Source organism: Kribbella sp. NBC_01484, assembly GCF_036227145.1.
Lineage (GTDB): Bacteria > Actinomycetota > Actinomycetes > Propionibacteriales > Kribbellaceae > Kribbella.
Window position 1 is genome coordinate 3604177 of record NZ_CP109437.1, and the last position, 15532, is coordinate 3619708.

Consider the following 15532-nt stretch of genomic DNA (forward strand, 5'->3'; position numbering starts at 1 on the left):
TCAGTACCTCTCGTGACTATTTCGACTTGATCGCGCTGAACCGGGCGATCAGCCGGGCCAGCACGTTGAGGACAAGGACAAGCAGGATCAGCGTCAGCGCGGCCGCCCAGACCCGGTCCGCGGCCGGCTGGAGTGCCAGCTCGGTCCGGTCCTGGTTGATCATCGTCGGCAGCGCGCCCATGAACCCGTTGAACGGGTTGAGGTTGATGTTCTTGGAGTAGCCGACCAGGATCAGCAGCGGCGCGGTCTCACCCATCACCCTGGCCAGACCGAGCATCACACCGGTGACGATGCCACCGAACGCGGTCGGCACGACCACCTTCAGGATCGTCTTCCACTTCGGCACGCCGAGTGCGTACGACGCCTCCCGCAACTCGTCCGGGACGAGTTTCAGCATCTCCTCGGTCGAGCGCAGTACGACGGGCAGCATCAGCAGCACCAGCGCCAGCGAGACGGCGAATCCGACCCGGTTGAAGCCGAGCACCGTGATCCAGACCGCGTAGATGAACAGCGCGGCGACGATCGACGGAACGCCGGTGAGGATGTCGATCATGAAGCTGACCGCGCGGGCGGCCTTCGTGCCCTTGCCGTACTCGACCAGGTAGATCGCGCCGAAGACGGCGATCGGCACCGCGATCATCGCGGTGATCAGCGACATGATCAGCGTGCCCATGATCGCGTGGTATGCGCCGCCGCCCTGACGGCGGACGGTGATACCGCGCTGCGACTGGCTCCACCAGTCCGCGTTCAGCAGCAGGTGGTAGCCCTTGCTGATCACGGTGAAGAGGATCCACACCAGCGGGATGAGCGCGACCACGAAGGCCAGCACGATCAGCACGGTGGCCAGCGTGTTCTTGAAGGCCCGGGCCCCCGACTTCCCGGTCAGGTCCAGCTCCTGACCGTCGTACGCCGGTTCGTTGGCGGCGATGGTCGTCATGAGGTCGCTCCTTCGGTCGCGGCGGACGAACCGGCGCGGCGGTTGCGGCGCGGCCGCTTACCACCGGGGCCGCTGCGGGCGACGATGATCCGGGCCGCGGAGTTGACCAGGAACGTCACCACGAACAGCACCAGGCCGGCCGCGATGTAGGCGCCGGTCTTCTCCGGCGAGTCGAACTCGGCGGCGTTGTTGGCGATCTTCGACGCGAACGTCTCGCCACCGGCGAAGATCGACGAGTTCCACGGGTCGTTGCCGTTCGGCACCGACAGGATGATCAGGACGGCGACCGTCTCACCGAGCGCCCGGCCCAGGCCGAGCATCGAGGCGCTGACCACACCGGACCGGCCGTACGGCAGCACGGCCATCCGGATCATCTCCCACTTGGTCGCGCCGAGCGCGAGGGCGCCCTCGCGATGCGCGATCGGCGTCTGCTGGAAGATCTCCCGGCTGATCGCGGTCACCACCGGCAGGATCATGATCGCCAGCACGACGGACGCGGTGAACACCACACCGACGTTGTCGCCCGGCGGCTTCTCGAACAACGGGAGCCAGCCGAGCGCCGAGGCCAGGCCGTCGATCACCGGGCGCAGGATCGGCGCGAGGAACAGGATGCCCCAGAGGCCGTAGATGATCGACGGCACCGCGGCGAGCAGGTCGACCGCGTACGCGACCGGCTGGGCCAGTCGCTTCGGCGAGTAGTAGGTGACGAACAGCGCGACCCCGATCGCGATCGGGACCGCGATCAGCATCGCGATGATCGAGCTGATCACGGTGGTGTAGAACATCGCGGCGATACCGAACCGGGGGTCGTCGCCGCCGGGCTCCCAGATCCGGGAGAACAGGAAGCTGCTGTTGTTGTCGGCCAGCGCGGGAATCGCCAGCGCCAGCAGGAAGATGCCGACGAACGCGACGATCGCGACCACCAGGCCGCCGGAGCCGCGCGCCAGGCCGGCGAACAGCCGGTCGCCGAGGTGACCGACCGGGCCGAGGTCGAGCTTCGGTTCCTTCGCGTCGGCGTCGGCCGTCGCGGTCCCCGTCCCTGTCTCGACTCCGGTCTCGGTCATGGTCTCGGCGGCTTCGTGCTCCGCGTGCTCCGGGGTCTCGGCCGCCGCCTGGTCGGCGGCTGGGCCGTCCGGCCGGTCGGGCGGTGCCGTGCCGTCTGGACTACTCATCGATGGTGCTCCAAGCGCCTGGGTCGGGTGGTCAGGTCTGCTGCACGGTCTGTGCCGGCCGGGTTCCGGTCCGCCACGGTCTCGTCCGTTGCGGTCCAGCCCGGTTCGTCCGAACTGCTCCGGGTCCGACGAGGCGAAGCCCCGGCCGTCCTCCGATGACTCGGATCGGCCGGGGCTCGCATCAGTTTGCTTCCGTCGTCAGCTGATCGACTGGATCGCTGCGTCGACCTTGGTCCGGATCTCCTCCGGGAGCGGCGCGTAGTTCAGATCGGTCAGGGCGGCCTGTCCGTCCTTGCTCGCGAAGTAGCTCAGGAAGCTCTTCACCAGCGCGGTCTTCTCGGCCGGCAGACCCTTGCTGCAGGCGACCTCGTAGGTGACCAGGATGATCGGGTAGGCGCCCGCCTCCTTGGTCGCGTAGTCCAGCTTCAGCGACAGGTCGTTGCCGCCGGCGCTCGCCGGCTTCGCCGCGGCCAGCGCCTTTCCGGCGGACTCGGCGCTCAGCTCGATCGGGGTGCCCGAGCCGTTGTCGATCAGCGCGATGCCGAGCTTGTTGTCGACGGCGTACGACCACTCGACGTAGGTGATCGAGTTCTTGGTGCTCTTCACGCCCTCCGCGACACCCGCGGACTTCTCCTTGCCGGCGCCGGTGCCGGTCCACTTCTTGGCCGGCGTACCGGTCCAGGCGCCACCGCCGGAGGCGGCCAGGTACTTGGTGAAGTTCTCGGTGGTGCCGGACTCGTCGGACCGGAAGAACACCGAGATCGGGGCGGACGGCAACGTGACGCCCGGGTTCAGCTTGGCGATCGCCGGGTCGTTCCAGGTCTTGATGGTGCCCTGGAAGATCTTCGCGGCGGTCGGGCCGTCGAGGATCAGCTTCTGCACGCCGTCGACGTTGTAGGCGATCGCGACCGGGCCGATCACCATCGGCAGGTCGAGCGCGGGGTTGTTCTGGCAGCGCTTCGTGGCCTGCGCCATCTCGCTCGCGCCGCCATCGGTGGCCGCGGTCTTGAGCGCCGAGTCGGAGCCGGCGAAGTCGACCTGGGCCGCGTTGAACTGCTTGATGCCTGCACCGGAGCCGGTCGGATTGTAGTTCACCGTGACGTCGGCGCACTGCTCGTTGTACTTGCTGATGATTTCGTCGATGGCGTTCTTCTGCGCCGAGGAACCCTCAGCGTTCAGGGTGCCCTGCGGGCAGTCGGCGGCAGCGGAGGACGACGAACCACCGGGGCTCGAGGAACCGGCCGGTTGCGGGTCACTGCCACAGGCGCTCAGAGCGAGGACGCCGAGGGATGCCACGGCGACCGAGCCGACGCGGAGCAGGCGATTGACGGACACGAGAGTGTTGCCCTTCTGCGGGAATCAGACTTCTGAACTTCCACAGACGCTAGAGAGACGAAGTGACCGACCGGTCCGTCGTCGGTGAACGAGTGGTGAACGGTTCCCGTAGGGTGTGCGACGCTTGGCGTGCCGCCAGGCGGCCAACAGGTGAACTGAGTTAGGTGACGTGACTCTCCGTCGATCCAAACGCCTGTTGGCTCACGTTTCGGTAACGCTCAGCGCACTGCCAACGTGAACGACCGGCTCCCCGTGGTCTCGATCGGCAACCCGTAGTACGACATCTTCGGAACAGCCACACGGTAGTACGTCTTCGTCCCACGCCCCGCGGCCCGCACGTACATCACTGCCTTGCCCTTGGTGACCGGCACGGCCAGCACACTCCGCCAATACTTCCCGTCCCACCGCTGCAACGCGCCTTTCACCGTCCCGGCCGGCCTCACACCCACAGTCAACTTCACCATCTGCCCAACCTGCGCGGAAGTCAGGTTGAACCCGGCGACGTCGAACTTGGCCAGTGTCTTGGAGGAGCGAGCGGAGGTCGAGGAGGCCTGTGACCAGTTGACGGTCGTCGACAGGTTCGCGGGCAGGTTGGCGTCCTCGACCTTCGGTGCGGCCGGTTGCCACGTGTCGAACCAGGCCGACGGCGGCGTCGCGGTGCTCTCCACGCCGTCAACCCGGCTGGTCACCCTCAACCGCACTCGGTCCCGCTCCGGGAGCCCGGGAAACAGAACCTCGTTCGGTCCGTTCGCATCCGTGAGTTCGAGCACCTGGGCGAGGTCGGGATATTCGACGCGCACGAAGTTGGCCGTGCCGCTGTCCTGCCAGGACACCCGCACCTTGCCGTCCGCAGTCCAGCCCACCTGAACGTCGGTCGGCGCCTCGGGGGCGGCCCACCTGCAATCAGCCTCTGCTCAGCTGGAGAAGTCCTCCGGGGCTACGCCGTCGAGGAACTTGCGGAAGCGTTCCAGTTCGGCCTGTTCTTCCTCGGGGGTGGCGACACCGGCTTCGCTGAGCACCTGTTCGGTGCAGCGGATCGGCGTACCGAGACGGACCGCCAGGGCGACCGAATCGCTCGGCCGGGCCGAGACCCGGGCGCCGTTGGCGAGCACGAGTTCGGCGTAGAAGACGGCGTCGCGCAGCTCGACGATCTCGACCGCCTCGATGTGTACGCCGAAAGCCTGGATCAGATCGCGCATCAGGTCATGGGTGAGCGGCCGCGACGGACGCAGGCCCTGCTCCTCGTACGCGATCGCCGTCGCCTCGACCGAGCCGATCGAGATCGGCAGGTAGCGGTAGCCCTCGGTCTCGCGCAGCATCATCACCGGGGCCCGGTTGGGCGATTCCATCCGGATCCCGATCAGTGTCAGTTCTCGCATCATCGCCATGGTGCGCCCCGACCTCTCCTCAGACCGGCACCCGGTAGGGCGCCGGTTCCTCGAACAGGAACATACCCGTCAGTTCCAGTGTCACCCGGAGACACCATGTCCTGTGCCTGGATCGTCACCGACCCGTGTCACGGTGCGCCGAATCGCTCGTAAACCACGCTGCCGTCGGCCAGTCGGTGCGCCGCCAGAAAGGCCCCGGTGGCGAACTTCCCGACCTTGAGCCCGAGCTCGCGGGCCAGCGCGGGAAGCACCGGCCGGTGTGAGCACACCACCGTCACTTTGCCCGCCTTCCACGCCCGCTCGCGCAGTCCACGCAGGCCGTCCGGATCGGCGTTATACCCACGCTCGGAGATCTCCGGCCACAAGTCGATGTGCCGATCGATCGAGACGGCGTACGGCGCGAGGGTCGCGGCACACCGATCCGCGTCACTGCTGACCAACCGGTCGGCCCCGATAACGGCCAGAACGTCGCTGAGCCGTTCGGCGACCGCCGCACCGGATTGGGTCAGCGGACGAGCGTTGTCCTTGCCGTCCCAGTCCTTCCGTTTCACGGCCTCGGCGTGCCGGACCACGACCACCGTGGCGACGACCGGGATCACCCGGTCGAGCGCGTCCAGGATCTCGACGTCGCGTGGATAGCTGAGTTTGCCGCGGGCCTTGTCCTCCGGGAGCCAGGTGATCTCGTCCACCTCGTCGTTCGGCTCGAAGGCGCTGTCGTCGACCGCTGTGGCAGACCAGTAGTGCACCAGCTTCTGCGCGGTGCCGCCGTTCTTCCGGACCACATAGCGCTGCACACCGAGCGGGGGGCCGAGTACGACTTGCAGGCCGGTCTCTTCCTCGATCTCACGTCGTGCGGCGAGCAGGACGTGCTCGTGTGTGGTCAGCTTGCCTTTCGGGAGGGACCAGTCGTCGTACCGCGGCCGGTGCACCAGCAGCACCTGCCTGGTGCCGCGGCTCTCACGCCAGACGACACCACCCGCGGCGATGACAGTCGCCGGGTTGCTCATGAATTCACCCTACGGAATGGGGTCTGCTGTTCGCCGTCGCCCACGCGTGGCGATGAGTCTTTCCTGAAGGTCGCGCAGTGGTTCGCCGTCCGGCCCGGTGAGCCTGGGCTGCCAGGTGTCGTCGGCGTGCAGCCACCACGAGCCGGTGCCCTCGTCCATGGCCAGGTTGAACATCTCGTCGAGCTCGGTGACGTGATCGGGCTCCTTCAGTTGCACGAGCACCTCGACCCGGCGGTCCAGGTTGCGGTGCATCAGGTCGGCCGAGCCGATCCACACCTCCGGCTCACCGCCGTTCTCGAACAGGAACACGCGGCTGTGCTCGAGGAACCGGCCCAGGATGCTGCGGACCTTGATGTTCTCGGACAGGCCCGGGATGTCCGGCCGGATCGTGCAGATGCCACGGATCCACAGCTCCACGGGTACGCCGGCCTGTGACGCCCGGTAGAGCGCGTCACTCAGGGCCTCGTCGACCAGGCTGTTCACCTTGATCCGGACCCTCGCCGGGCGGCCGGCCAGGTGGTGCTGGATCTCTCGCTCGATCCGCTCCACAAGCCCCCGCCGTACCGACTGAGGTGCGACCAGGATCCGCCGGTAGCCGGCGCTGCGACCGAAGCCCGACAGGTGGTTGAACAGATGCGCGATGTCCTCGGTGACGACCTTGTCGCTGGTGAGCAGACCGAGATCCTCGTACAGCCGGGCGGTCTTGGGGTGGTAGTTGCCGGTGCCGATGTGAGCGTAGCGGCGCAGGCCGTCCGGCTCGTCGCGCACGACCAGCGACAACTTGCAGTGCGTCTTGAGGCCGATCACGCCGTACACGACATGGCAGCCGGCGTGCTCCAGCTGACGGGCCCACTTGATGTTCGCCTGCTCGTCGAAGCGGGCCTGGATCTCGACCAGCACCAGCACCTGCTTGCCGGCCTCGGCGGCGTCGATCAGCGCGTCCACGATCGGTGAGTCACCGGAGGTCCGGTAGAGCGTTTGCTTGATTGCGAGCACATGCGGGTCGGCGGCGGCCTGTTCGATGAACCGCTGCACACTCGTCGAGAAGGAGTCGTACGGGTGGTGCACGAGGACGTCGCGCTGCTTCAGGGCGTAGAACATGTCCGCCGGGTTGGCCGTCTCGACCTCCGACAGGTGCGGATGGGTCGACGGCACGAAGCCCGGGTACTTCAGCTCGGCCCGGTCCAGGCTCGCGATCGTGAAGAGGCCACGGAGGTCCAGCGGGCCGGGCAGCTCGAACACCTCGGCCTCGGTGACACCCAGCTCGGACAGCAGCAGCGCCCGCACCTGCGGGTCGATCGACTCCTCGACCTCGAGGCGGACCGGCGGACCGAACCGGCGGCGCAGCAGCTCCTTCTCGAGCGCGGCCAGCAGGTTCTCGGCGTCGTCCTCCTCGACCTCGAGGTCCTCGTTGCGGGTGACCCGGAAGGTGTGGTGCTGGGTGACCTCCATGCCCGGGAACAGCTGGCCCAGGTGCGTGGCGATGACGTCCTCGAGCGGGACGAACCGGCCCTCGGCGACCCGCACGAACCGCGGCAGCAGCGGCGGCACCTTGACCCGGGCGAAGTGCTCGCCGCCGCTGTCGGGGTTGCGGACCACGACAGCCAGGTTCAGGCTCAGGCCGGAGATGTAGGGGAACGGGTGCGACGGGTCGACCGCCAGCGGCGTCAGCACCGGGAAGACACGGTCCCGGAAGAACCGGGTCATGTCCTCGCGCTCGCCGTGCTCGAGCTCGTCCCAGCGCAGGATGTCGATGCCCTGCTCGGTCAGCGCCGGCTGGACCACCTTCCGCCAGGTCTCCGCCTGCCGGTCCATCAGCTCGCGGCTGCGGCTCAGGCTCCGGTCGAGCACCTCGCGCGGCAGCAGCCCACTGGCCGCCCGCACCGCGACGCCGGCCGCGATCCGGCGCTTCAGACCGGCGATCCGGACCATGTAGAACTCGTCCAGGTTGCTGGCGAAGATGGCCAGGAACTTGGCCCGTTCGAGCAGCGGAATCCGGTCGTTCTCGGCCAGTTCGAGGACACGCTGGTTGAACGCGAGCCAGCTCAGCTCGCGATCGGAGAAACGGTCGGCCGGAAGATCGCCGGCCGCCGCGATGTCGTACGGCGGCTCGACGTCGTACTCCCGGTTATGCGACGCCAGCAGGTCTCCAGCCACATCGACCAGCATCCCATCCTTTGGTGAACAAGGGGTAGCCGTCTCGCGGGTCCGTGGATGTGACGTTCCCGTTGCCTCGACGCCCGCGTGCGTGGTCGCTGTTGCTAGCGTCACTCCTTGTGAACCAACGATTGGACTCGGTGCTCCGAGGCGCGGTGGCCGCCGTACAGGCGAATGCCCTGACCCCGCTGTTCGCGCTGCCGACCGCCGTCCGGCGCCGGCTGGCCGGCCCGCCGATCCAGATCGACGGCAACACGCTCGACCCCGAGCTGCAGCTGCTCCTCCGGGTGAAGGGCTGGTTGCCGGATACAACGAAGTCCACCGCGGCCGTGGCCCGAGCGCACCTGAAGTACCTGTGCATGCTCGTCGCCGGACGCCCGGTCGAACTACAGCGCGTGACCGAGCTGACCGTTCGCGGCGCCGACGGCCAGCTGGGCGCCCGGCTGTACGTCCCGCGCGACGCCGGCCGCGGCCTCCTGGTCTTCTTCCACGGCGGCGGCTGGGTCGTCGGCGACCTCGAAACCCATGACCCGCTCTGCCGGGCGCTGGCCGCCGATGCCGGCATCAGGGTCCTGGCGGTCGACTACCGCCTCGCTCCCGAGGCGCCGGCCCCGACCTCCGCAGAGGACGCGATCGCCGCCTTCACCTGGGCCGTCGAGCATGCGGAGGACCTCGGCGTCGATCCGTCCCTGGTCGCAGTCGGCGGCGACAGCGCCGGCGGCAACCTGGCCGCGGTCGTCGCCCAGCAGACCGTGCGCCGCAACCTCCCGCAGCCCGCGCTGCAGGTCCTCCTCTACCCAGGCCTCGACCTGGTCGGCCGCCGCCCCAGCCGGGACCTCTTCCCTGAGGGCTTCATCCTCACCGAGGACGACATCATCTGGTACCGCGACCACTACACGCCGGACCCCAAGATCCGCCCGAACCCTTTGGTCTCCCCGTTGCTGGCCGAGGACCTCACCGGCCTACCCCCGACCTATCTCACCACCGCCGGCTTCGACCCCCTGCGTGACGAAGGCAACGACTACGCCCAAGCCCTCGAGTCCGCCGGCAACCACCTCACCCACGTCCCCCACCCCTCCCTGACCCACGGCTACGCCAACCTCCTGAACATCCCCGGCGCAACCCGACAAGCCCACACTCACCTCACCAATCACCTGAAATCCGCCTTGCATTAGTTAGGCGGATCTACCAACACAGGGACCGCCTCACGAACCTGCAGTGGAGTGGCGGGGCCAGTGACCGGGACGGTGCCGTCGACGTACTGCCACCCGGTATCGGCGACGTTGAAACGGGCCGCATAGTTGGTCGTCAGGGTCAGGCTGACTGCACGGCGCTGCATGTACTTGTGCGTGATCTCCTTCGACGGGTAGGGCTTACCAGGCGTACTGGTCGTCAACGCCGGCGTACCGTCACCGAAATTCCAGGTATAGCTGATCGGCGTGGCTTCAACCGCGACGGGGAATCCCAGCAAAGTGATGGTGGTCGTCGACACCTTGCTCTCGTCGGTGTAAACGATGGTGTCCAGATTCACCAACGTCCGCCCCCGCGGCTGCACCTTCACCGCCAACTCCGGAAACAACACCACCTTCGACTCCGCCAAAACCTGCCCCCAAGTCACATCCTGAGGCCGAGCCCGCACAACCACAGGCAACTTCCGCGGAGTAGCCGTCGTCTCCTGAGGCACCACCGGCTGACACCAGTTCGGTCCCGGCACCGTCCCATCCGGCTGCACCCGCCCACAAATCCCGATGTTGAGGTTGAAATCGACCCGCACCGGACTATCCGTCGACGTGCTGTCCTTTGTGCGCCGAGAACGGGGCGTATGCGTGTTGCCCGACTCTTCCGTTCCTCGCTTGGGCCCCGGAGTGGATTTCCTCGGAGGTCGGCTGTTCGCCAAGCGGCCATCAACTTTGCCCTTCGCGCCTGCCTGCACGCCCTCCTTGGACGGATCCACAGTCACCCGAGGCGGCTTGCTGGGCTTTGGCTTTGGAGATTCGACAGCCTGTGGCGCGCGCGGTTGGTCCGCCGCCGCCACGGAGTTCGCCGGTGTCAGAACTGTGACGAGAAATAGGGTTGCGACAGCGCTGACTGTCAGACTTGGAGATGTCATTGTTGGACAAGTTTCATCTCATACATGACCCAGCTTCCGCCTTGCGGCGACAGCGCGAACTCGCGCGTGTACTTTGCTGGCTTGCTGTTGACCGGATTGGCACTTGCAGTTGCTCGGCTCACATAGGCTCCGACACTCACGCTTGCAGATCCGCCGAGGCGCCCGGCTTGGCCGCGAACCAGCTCTGAAACATCTATGACGTGTTCTCGGTAGTCGCCTGTGAGTAGGCCATTTGCCGCGTTGGATTTCGTGACGAAATCCGCATACGCCTTGCAGTTTTCGCAACCGGCTTCACTGGCACTCAGCAGAAGGCCCGTGTCGCCTGTGTCGGCGGCGTAGTTCATCAGGCCGCTGTAGTACCGCACAAACTGCTCGGCGGCCGTGAGCGTGAGCCCGACTGCGTCGCCGGGCCGAGACGGTGGACCAGATGGCGGTGCCGAGGTCGCTGTCGGGGGAGTAGCTGTTCCGCTCGAACCGGTTGATGTCGCTGTCGATGCGCTGGGTAGCGCGGTGTTGGGGCGGCCGGCTTCGGGGCTTTTGGAGGTGCAGGCGGTTAGGAGCAGAGCTGTTGCTAGGCAGGTCAGTAGTGGGGCGGCTGGCCTGTTGCGGTTAGTCACCTTTGTCACCTCTCCGTAGTCGACTTGATCGTAGTCGGGGGTGGGAGCGGGCGGGGATGTCAAAAGGTGCAGGTGTGGATAAGTGGTGGGGGGCCAGGAGCCGTCCGGCTGGGGGGTTAGAGGCGCGGACGGCTCCTGGTTGGTGATGGGACGGGTCGGCCGCCGGATTATGACGTGAAGTGAGTGGATGGTTTCGCTGTGATGTCGTTCACAGGGCGTGGGAGGGGGCGTACTGGACATCCAGGGCGGCTGTGGTGAAGCCGAGGGCGTTGTAGAGGGCGCGTGCTGCGGTGTTAGTGCCGTCTACGTAGAGAACGATGGTGTCGAGGTCGCGGTCTTCCTGGAGGTGGTGGAGGCCTTGGAGGGTGAGGGCCTTGCCCAGGCCGCTGCCCTGGTGGGCGGGAGAGACGCCTACCACGTAGACCTCGCCGATGCCGTCCTCGACCTTCGTCCAGTGGAAGCCGGCCAAAGCTCCGGTGCTGGAGTCCACGGCCAGGAAGAAGCCGTTCGGGTCGAACCACGGCTGCTGCAGGCGTTCCGCCAAGTCGGCCGCCGTCCAGCTGCCCTGCTCCGGGTGGTCCGCAAAGGCCTCGCCGTTCACCTTCAGCCAGGCCGCGTCGTCCTGTCCGGGTACAAACGTCCGTACGGCGATCCCGTCCGGCCACACCGGGTCGGGGAGAGACGCCCTGGTTCGGCGAAGGAAGTAGAGCTCTCGTGTGACCTCCAGACCGAGTCGATTCGCCAACTCGTCGGAGCCAGGCAGTCGTCCGTGTGCCCACACGCGGATCCGGTTGCCGCCGTGGTCGAGCAGCATGCGGAGTAGCGCCGTACCGGTGCCATGGCGTCTGGCTGTTGGGGCGACCACCAACTCGGCCGAACCGTCTGGTGCGAGAGCGCCGTACCCGATGAGGTTTCGGGCGCTCTGCAGGCCGGTGACCTCGATCGTGCCCGGCTCGCCCTCGTACGCGAGCACGTGCAGGTCGCCTGGGTGTTCGCCGTCGAGATGGAGCAGGGTGCGCTCGGAGAGTGGGTGGACGCCGTCGCTCTGTGCTGCTGAGCGGGCGAGTTCCGTGACGGCGGCGGCAGTAGCCGAGGGCAACGGTGAGGGTACGGCTTCGAGAGTCACGGGAATACCGTAAAAGGTCCTGGTCAGTTCATGCTCAAGTCCTTGGCGGGGTCACGCCGGGCCGGGTAATTTTCGCGGCACCGCGGAGCTTTTCGCGGGACCGCCATCCGCGGTGACCGCCACGACGACGGAGTAGACATGGCCCTGACAGGACGAGACAAGACGCGGTTGGGGGGACGACGGGTCGTTGGCCTGCTCGCCGCCGGGACGGTCGCGGTGCTCGCCATGGCCACGGGGGGAACCGTGACCCAGGCTGCGCCGGCGAAGCCCAAGCCGACGCACACCCAGATCCAACTGCTCGCCATCAACGACTTCCACGGCAACCTGGAGCCGGCGACGGGCTCGAGCGGCAACATCAACGGCATCCCGGCGGGCGGCGCGGCGTACCTCGCGACCCACCTGAAGGACCTGCGCGCGGCCGCGGCGGCCAAGGGGCAGGACTCCGTCACGGTCGCCGCCGGTGACCTGATCGGCGCCTCGCCGCTGCTGTCGGCCGCGTTCCACGACGAGCCGACGATCGAGGCGCTGAACGGGATGGGCCTCGAGGCGGCCTCGGTCGGCAACCACGAGTTCGACGAGGGCTGGCACGAGCTGCTCCGGATGCAGACCGGCGGCTGCCTGCCGGACGGCGACGGGCAGAACAACCAGAACTCCTGCCCGGACGCGAAGCACCCGTTCACGGGCGCCAAGTTCAAGTACCTGTCCGCGAACGTGTTCTTCGAGAACACGCAGCAGACGCTGTTCGCGCCGTACACGATCAAGACCTTCGATGACGGTCAGAAGGTCGCGTTCATCGGCATGACGCTGGAGAACACGCCGAACATCGTCACCAAGTCCGGTGTCGAGGGGCTGACCTTCAAGGACGAGGTCGAGACGGCGAACGCGCTGGTCCCGATCCTGAAGAAGCAGGGTGTGAAGTCGATCGTCGTGCTGCTGCACGAGGGGGGCTTCCCGGCCGACCCGAAGGCGTACAACAGCTGCCCGGGCATCTCCGGTCCGGTGGTCGACATCAACGCGGGACTGGACCCGGAGATCGACGCGATCATCTCCGGCCACACCCACCAGGCATACAACTGCTCCCTGCTGGACAGCGCCAAGCAGCCGCGGCTCGTCACCAGTGCCTCGTCGTTCGGCCGGCTCGTCACCGAGGTCCGGTTGAGCATCAACAACGCGACCGGTGACGTCGACCGGGTGAACACGCTGGCCAACAACCAGATCGTCACCCAGGACGTGGTGCAGGACCGCAAGACGGCCGAGCTGATCGCCAAGTACAAGACGCTGGTCGATCCGATTGCGAACAAGGTGATCGGCCACATCACCACGCCGTCGGTGGTGCGGACGCCCGACGACTCGCTCGAATCGCCACTGGGCAACTTGATCGCGGACGCTCAGCTCGCCGATCCGTCGGTCGTGACGGGCGGGAAGACACCGGTGGTGGCGTTCATGAACCCGGGCGGTATCCGTGCCGACCTGGCGTCGACCAACGGCCAGGTCACCTTCGGGCAGGCGTTCACCGTGCAGCCGTTCAACAACTTCCTGGTGTCGATGGACATGACCGGGACGCAGATCAAGGCGTTGCTGGAGCAGCAGTTCTCCGGGGTGAACGGTCCCGAGACGGCGAAGTTCAAGGTGCTCCAGGTCGCGGGCATCACCTACACCTGGAACCCGGCGGCCGCGGCGGGCTCGAAGGTGGTCGCGGACTCGATCAAGATCGCGGGGCAGCCGCTGGTGGACGGAACGTCGTACCGCATCGTCACGAACAACTTCCTCTCTGATGGTGGCGACGGCTTCCCTGCCTTCACCACCGCGACGAACAAGTTCTTCGGCGGCCTCGACATCGACGCCTTCGCCAACTACCTGACCGCTCACGACCCCTACACACCGGTCGCCACGGACCGCATCTCCATCGGCTCCTGACAACCAGCCGGTACGCCGCATCAGTCGGTACGCCGTGACCCGGCCGGTACGCCGTTGTGCGCGGCGTACCGGCCTCGGCGGGGGAAGGCTGCGTCGCCAGGGGGCTCGGTCGGTCCGCGAGTTCCGTTACAGGTGGGGCTTCTGAGGCTCCTGGGGTTTGTGAGCCGGGTTGTGCGACGAGCACTGGTTGTGGCTTTTACGTGCATGCGGGGTTGCTGCTACCTTGCGTATTCGGTTCTTTTCGGAAGGTGACCGATGTCGCACGTTGCTCCGACTTCGCATCGCCGTGCGGCCCGGGCGTCGCATCGCGGGCATCGCAGTGAGGATGGGCCGATCCAGGTCACTACCTGGCTCGGGTTGACGTTCGCGTTCGTGGTCGGGCTGGTGCTGACCGGGCGGGCGCATGTGGGGGTTCACGCGGCAGGCATCACGTTGCTGGTGATGCTGGTTCCGCTGACGGTGGCTGTGTTCGTGACCGCGTTCCGGCGGGGGTTCGGGTCGGGGAAGGCGGCGTTGACGACCGCTGTGGCGCTCGCCTTCGTCCTGCTGAAGTTGTTCTTCTGATTCAGCCGTCGGGGGTGGGTCAGCCGCCGGCGAAGGGTGGGAGGGCGTCTACCTGGGCGCCGGCGGAGAGGGCGGTGGTGGGGTCTGCGCGTTCGCCGTTGAGGAGGAAGGTGCAGATCGAGAGGACGCGGGCCAGTTCGGGGCGGTCGGCCGAGACGGTCGCGACGAGGTCGCCGATCGAGGTGGCTTCGGCGGTCGCGGTGGACCGGCCGGCGGCGGAGCGCGCGGCGGCGAAGTACCTGATGGTCACTTCCGGCATGTGGTCGCAGGCCTCACTTATCGGTTAAGTCTTCCGCTATTATGTCAGCTTGCTGTTGCTTTCCAGCGTGTCTCGGGCCCCCGGCAATGACGCCGCAGGGGCTTGACACCGCCCTTGGACCGGGTCGCTCACGAAGGATCCGATGATCAGCGCAAGGAGACAGCGTGAGCACGTTGCTTCTGCTGACGAACGCGTTGCAGGCCTCCACAGAGGTCCTGCCGTCGCTCGCCCTGCTGCCGCACCAGATCCGGATCCTACCCGCCGAGGTCGCCGCCCTGGTCGATGCTCCGGACGCGGACGCTGTCCTGCTCGACGCCCGGCGTGACCTGGTCGCCGTCCGCGGGGTGTCCCGCCTGATCCGTACGACGGGCATCGACGTACCGCTGATCCTGGTCGTCACCGAGGGCGGTCTGACCGCGGTGAACGCCGACTGGGGTGCGGACGACGTACTGCTCGACACGGCCGGTCCGGCGGAGATCGAGGCGCGGCTGCGCCTCGTCATCGGCCGGCTCGCTGCGGTGCGGAACGAGGAGCCCGACTCCACGTTGATCCGTAGCGGCGATGTCGTCATCGACGAGGCGTCGTACACGGCGAAGCTCAACGGGCGGGCGCTCGACCTGACCTACAAGGAGTTCGAGCTGTTCAAGTTCCTCGCGCAACATCCGGGGCGGGTGTTCACCCGGGAGCAGTTGCTGCAGGAGGTCTGGGGCTACGACTACTTCGGCGGCACGCGGACGGTAGACGTTCACGTACGGCGGTTGCGCGCGAAGCTCGGCCCGGAGCACGAGTCGCTGATCGGCACCGTACGAAACGTCGGGTACCGCTTCGTCATCCCGCCGACCACAACCCGCGAGACCGCCGACGCCAACGCCTGACCCCTCGCATTCGACCTGCGTGAGCAGGTTAGGGGCCTTCGGCAACTTCCAGCTGGACGCGACGTCCC

Annotated in this window: 15 protein-coding genes; 4 read left to right on the plus strand and 11 right to left on the minus strand. The window is 67.1% G+C overall.

What is annotated here, in order from left to right:
* Positions 1 to 16 precede the first annotated feature (16 nt).
* The 7 genes from pstA to OG555_RS17835 form a co-directional block, all read right to left on the minus strand.
* On the minus strand, positions 17 to 937 hold the full coding sequence (pstA, locus tag OG555_RS17805) for a phosphate ABC transporter permease PstA (protein ID WP_329484019.1): 921 nt from the start codon (positions 935 to 937) through the stop codon (positions 17 to 19).
* Complete coding sequence (gene pstC / locus OG555_RS17810) at positions 934 to 2109, minus strand: phosphate ABC transporter permease subunit PstC (protein WP_329484020.1); 1176 nt, start codon at positions 2107 to 2109, stop codon at positions 934 to 936. Before pstC ends, pstA begins: the two co-directional genes overlap by 4 nt.
* Before the next feature lie 198 nt (positions 2110 to 2307).
* Complete coding sequence (pstS, locus tag OG555_RS17815) at positions 2308 to 3444, minus strand: phosphate ABC transporter substrate-binding protein PstS (protein WP_329484021.1); 1137 nt, start codon at positions 3442 to 3444, stop codon at positions 2308 to 2310.
* Positions 3445 to 3662: 218 nt separating this feature from the next.
* Positions 3663 to 4307, minus strand: coding sequence for a hypothetical protein (locus OG555_RS17820; protein ID WP_329484022.1), 645 nt, complete (start codon positions 4305 to 4307; stop codon positions 3663 to 3665).
* Positions 4308 to 4358: 51 nt separating this feature from the next.
* Positions 4359 to 4832, minus strand: coding sequence for a bifunctional nuclease family protein (locus tag OG555_RS17825; protein ID WP_442914506.1), 474 nt, complete (start codon positions 4830 to 4832; stop codon positions 4359 to 4361).
* Between the two features lie 128 nt (positions 4833 to 4960).
* Entirely contained in the window at positions 4961 to 5839 is an 879-nt protein-coding gene (locus tag OG555_RS17830) for an NUDIX hydrolase (protein WP_329484024.1), read from the minus strand.
* A gap of 9 nt (positions 5840 to 5848) precedes the next feature.
* The gene (locus OG555_RS17835) at positions 5849 to 8008 is read right to left on the minus strand and encodes an RNA degradosome polyphosphate kinase (RefSeq protein WP_329484025.1); all 2160 of its coding nucleotides are present in this window, start codon (positions 8006 to 8008) and stop codon (positions 5849 to 5851) included.
* A gap of 107 nt (positions 8009 to 8115) precedes the next feature.
* Here OG555_RS17835 and OG555_RS17840 point away from each other — a divergent pair, with 107 nt between their 5' ends.
* Entirely contained in the window at positions 8116 to 9171 is a 1056-nt protein-coding gene (locus OG555_RS17840; protein WP_329484026.1) for an alpha/beta hydrolase, read from the plus strand.
* On the opposite strand, the gene OG555_RS17845 is transcribed toward OG555_RS17840, so the two are convergent.
* The 3 genes from OG555_RS17845 to mshD all read right to left on the minus strand — a co-directional run bounded on the left by OG555_RS17845 (position 9168) and on the right by mshD (position 11849).
* On the minus strand, positions 9168 to 9770 hold the full coding sequence (locus OG555_RS17845) for a PKD domain-containing protein (RefSeq protein WP_329484027.1): 603 nt from the start codon (positions 9768 to 9770) through the stop codon (positions 9168 to 9170). The genes OG555_RS17840 and OG555_RS17845 overlap by 4 nt on opposite strands.
* Before the next feature lie 332 nt (positions 9771 to 10102).
* Positions 10103 to 10963, minus strand: a complete 861-nt coding sequence (locus OG555_RS17850; protein WP_329484028.1) for a DUF6318 family protein — start codon at positions 10961 to 10963, stop codon at positions 10103 to 10105.
* Entirely contained in the window at positions 10932 to 11849 is a 918-nt protein-coding gene (gene mshD / locus OG555_RS17855; RefSeq protein WP_329484029.1) for a mycothiol synthase, read from the minus strand. The genes OG555_RS17850 and mshD overlap by 32 nt, the downstream gene beginning before the upstream one ends.
* Before the next feature lie 138 nt (positions 11850 to 11987).
* Between mshD and OG555_RS17860 the strand changes: the two genes are divergently transcribed.
* On the plus strand, positions 11988 to 13766 hold the full coding sequence (locus OG555_RS17860; RefSeq protein WP_329484030.1) for a bifunctional metallophosphatase/5'-nucleotidase: 1779 nt from the start codon (positions 11988 to 11990) through the stop codon (positions 13764 to 13766).
* A 255-nt stretch (positions 13767 to 14021) separates the two neighbouring features.
* Positions 14022 to 14330, plus strand: coding sequence for a hypothetical protein (locus OG555_RS17865; protein ID WP_329484031.1), 309 nt, complete (start codon positions 14022 to 14024; stop codon positions 14328 to 14330).
* Positions 14331 to 14349: 19 nt separating this feature from the next.
* Here OG555_RS17865 and OG555_RS17870 read toward each other — a convergent pair whose 3' ends face one another.
* Positions 14350 to 14589 carry a MoaD/ThiS family protein gene (locus OG555_RS17870; RefSeq protein WP_329484032.1) on the minus strand — a complete coding sequence of 80 codons (240 nt, stop codon included), beginning with the start codon at positions 14587 to 14589 and terminating at the stop codon, positions 14350 to 14352.
* A 164-nt stretch (positions 14590 to 14753) separates the two neighbouring features.
* Between OG555_RS17870 and OG555_RS17875 the strand changes: the two genes are divergently transcribed.
* On the plus strand, positions 14754 to 15464 hold the full coding sequence (locus OG555_RS17875) for a response regulator transcription factor (RefSeq protein ID WP_328524215.1): 711 nt from the start codon (positions 14754 to 14756) through the stop codon (positions 15462 to 15464).
* The last annotated feature ends 68 nt before the right edge of the window (positions 15465 to 15532 follow it).

Coding starts and splice junctions, on each gene's coding strand:
- pstA (WP_329484019.1), bottom strand. CDS start 937: ATGACGACCATCGCCGCCAACGAACCGGCGTACGACGGTCAGGAGCTG.
- pstC (WP_329484020.1), bottom strand. CDS start 2,109: ATGAGTAGTCCAGACGGCACGGCACCGCCCGACCGGCCGGACGGCCCA.
- OG555_RS17825 (WP_442914506.1), bottom strand. CDS start 4,832: ATGGCGATGATGCGAGAACTGACACTGATCGGGATCCGGATGGAATCG.
- OG555_RS17830 (WP_329484024.1), bottom strand. CDS start 5,839: ATGAGCAACCCGGCGACTGTCATCGCCGCGGGTGGTGTCGTCTGGCGT.
- OG555_RS17835 (WP_329484025.1), bottom strand. CDS start 8,008: ATGCTGGTCGATGTGGCTGGAGACCTGCTGGCGTCGCATAACCGGGAG.
- OG555_RS17850 (WP_329484028.1), bottom strand. CDS start 10,963: ATGTCCAGTACGCCCCCTCCCACGCCCTGTGAACGACATCACAGCGAA.
- OG555_RS17860 (WP_329484030.1), top strand. CDS start 11,988: ATGGCCCTGACAGGACGAGACAAGACGCGGTTGGGGGGACGACGGGTC.
- OG555_RS17865 (WP_329484031.1), top strand. CDS start 14,022: ATGTCGCACGTTGCTCCGACTTCGCATCGCCGTGCGGCCCGGGCGTCG.
- OG555_RS17870 (WP_329484032.1), bottom strand. CDS start 14,589: ATGCCGGAAGTGACCATCAGGTACTTCGCCGCCGCGCGCTCCGCCGCC.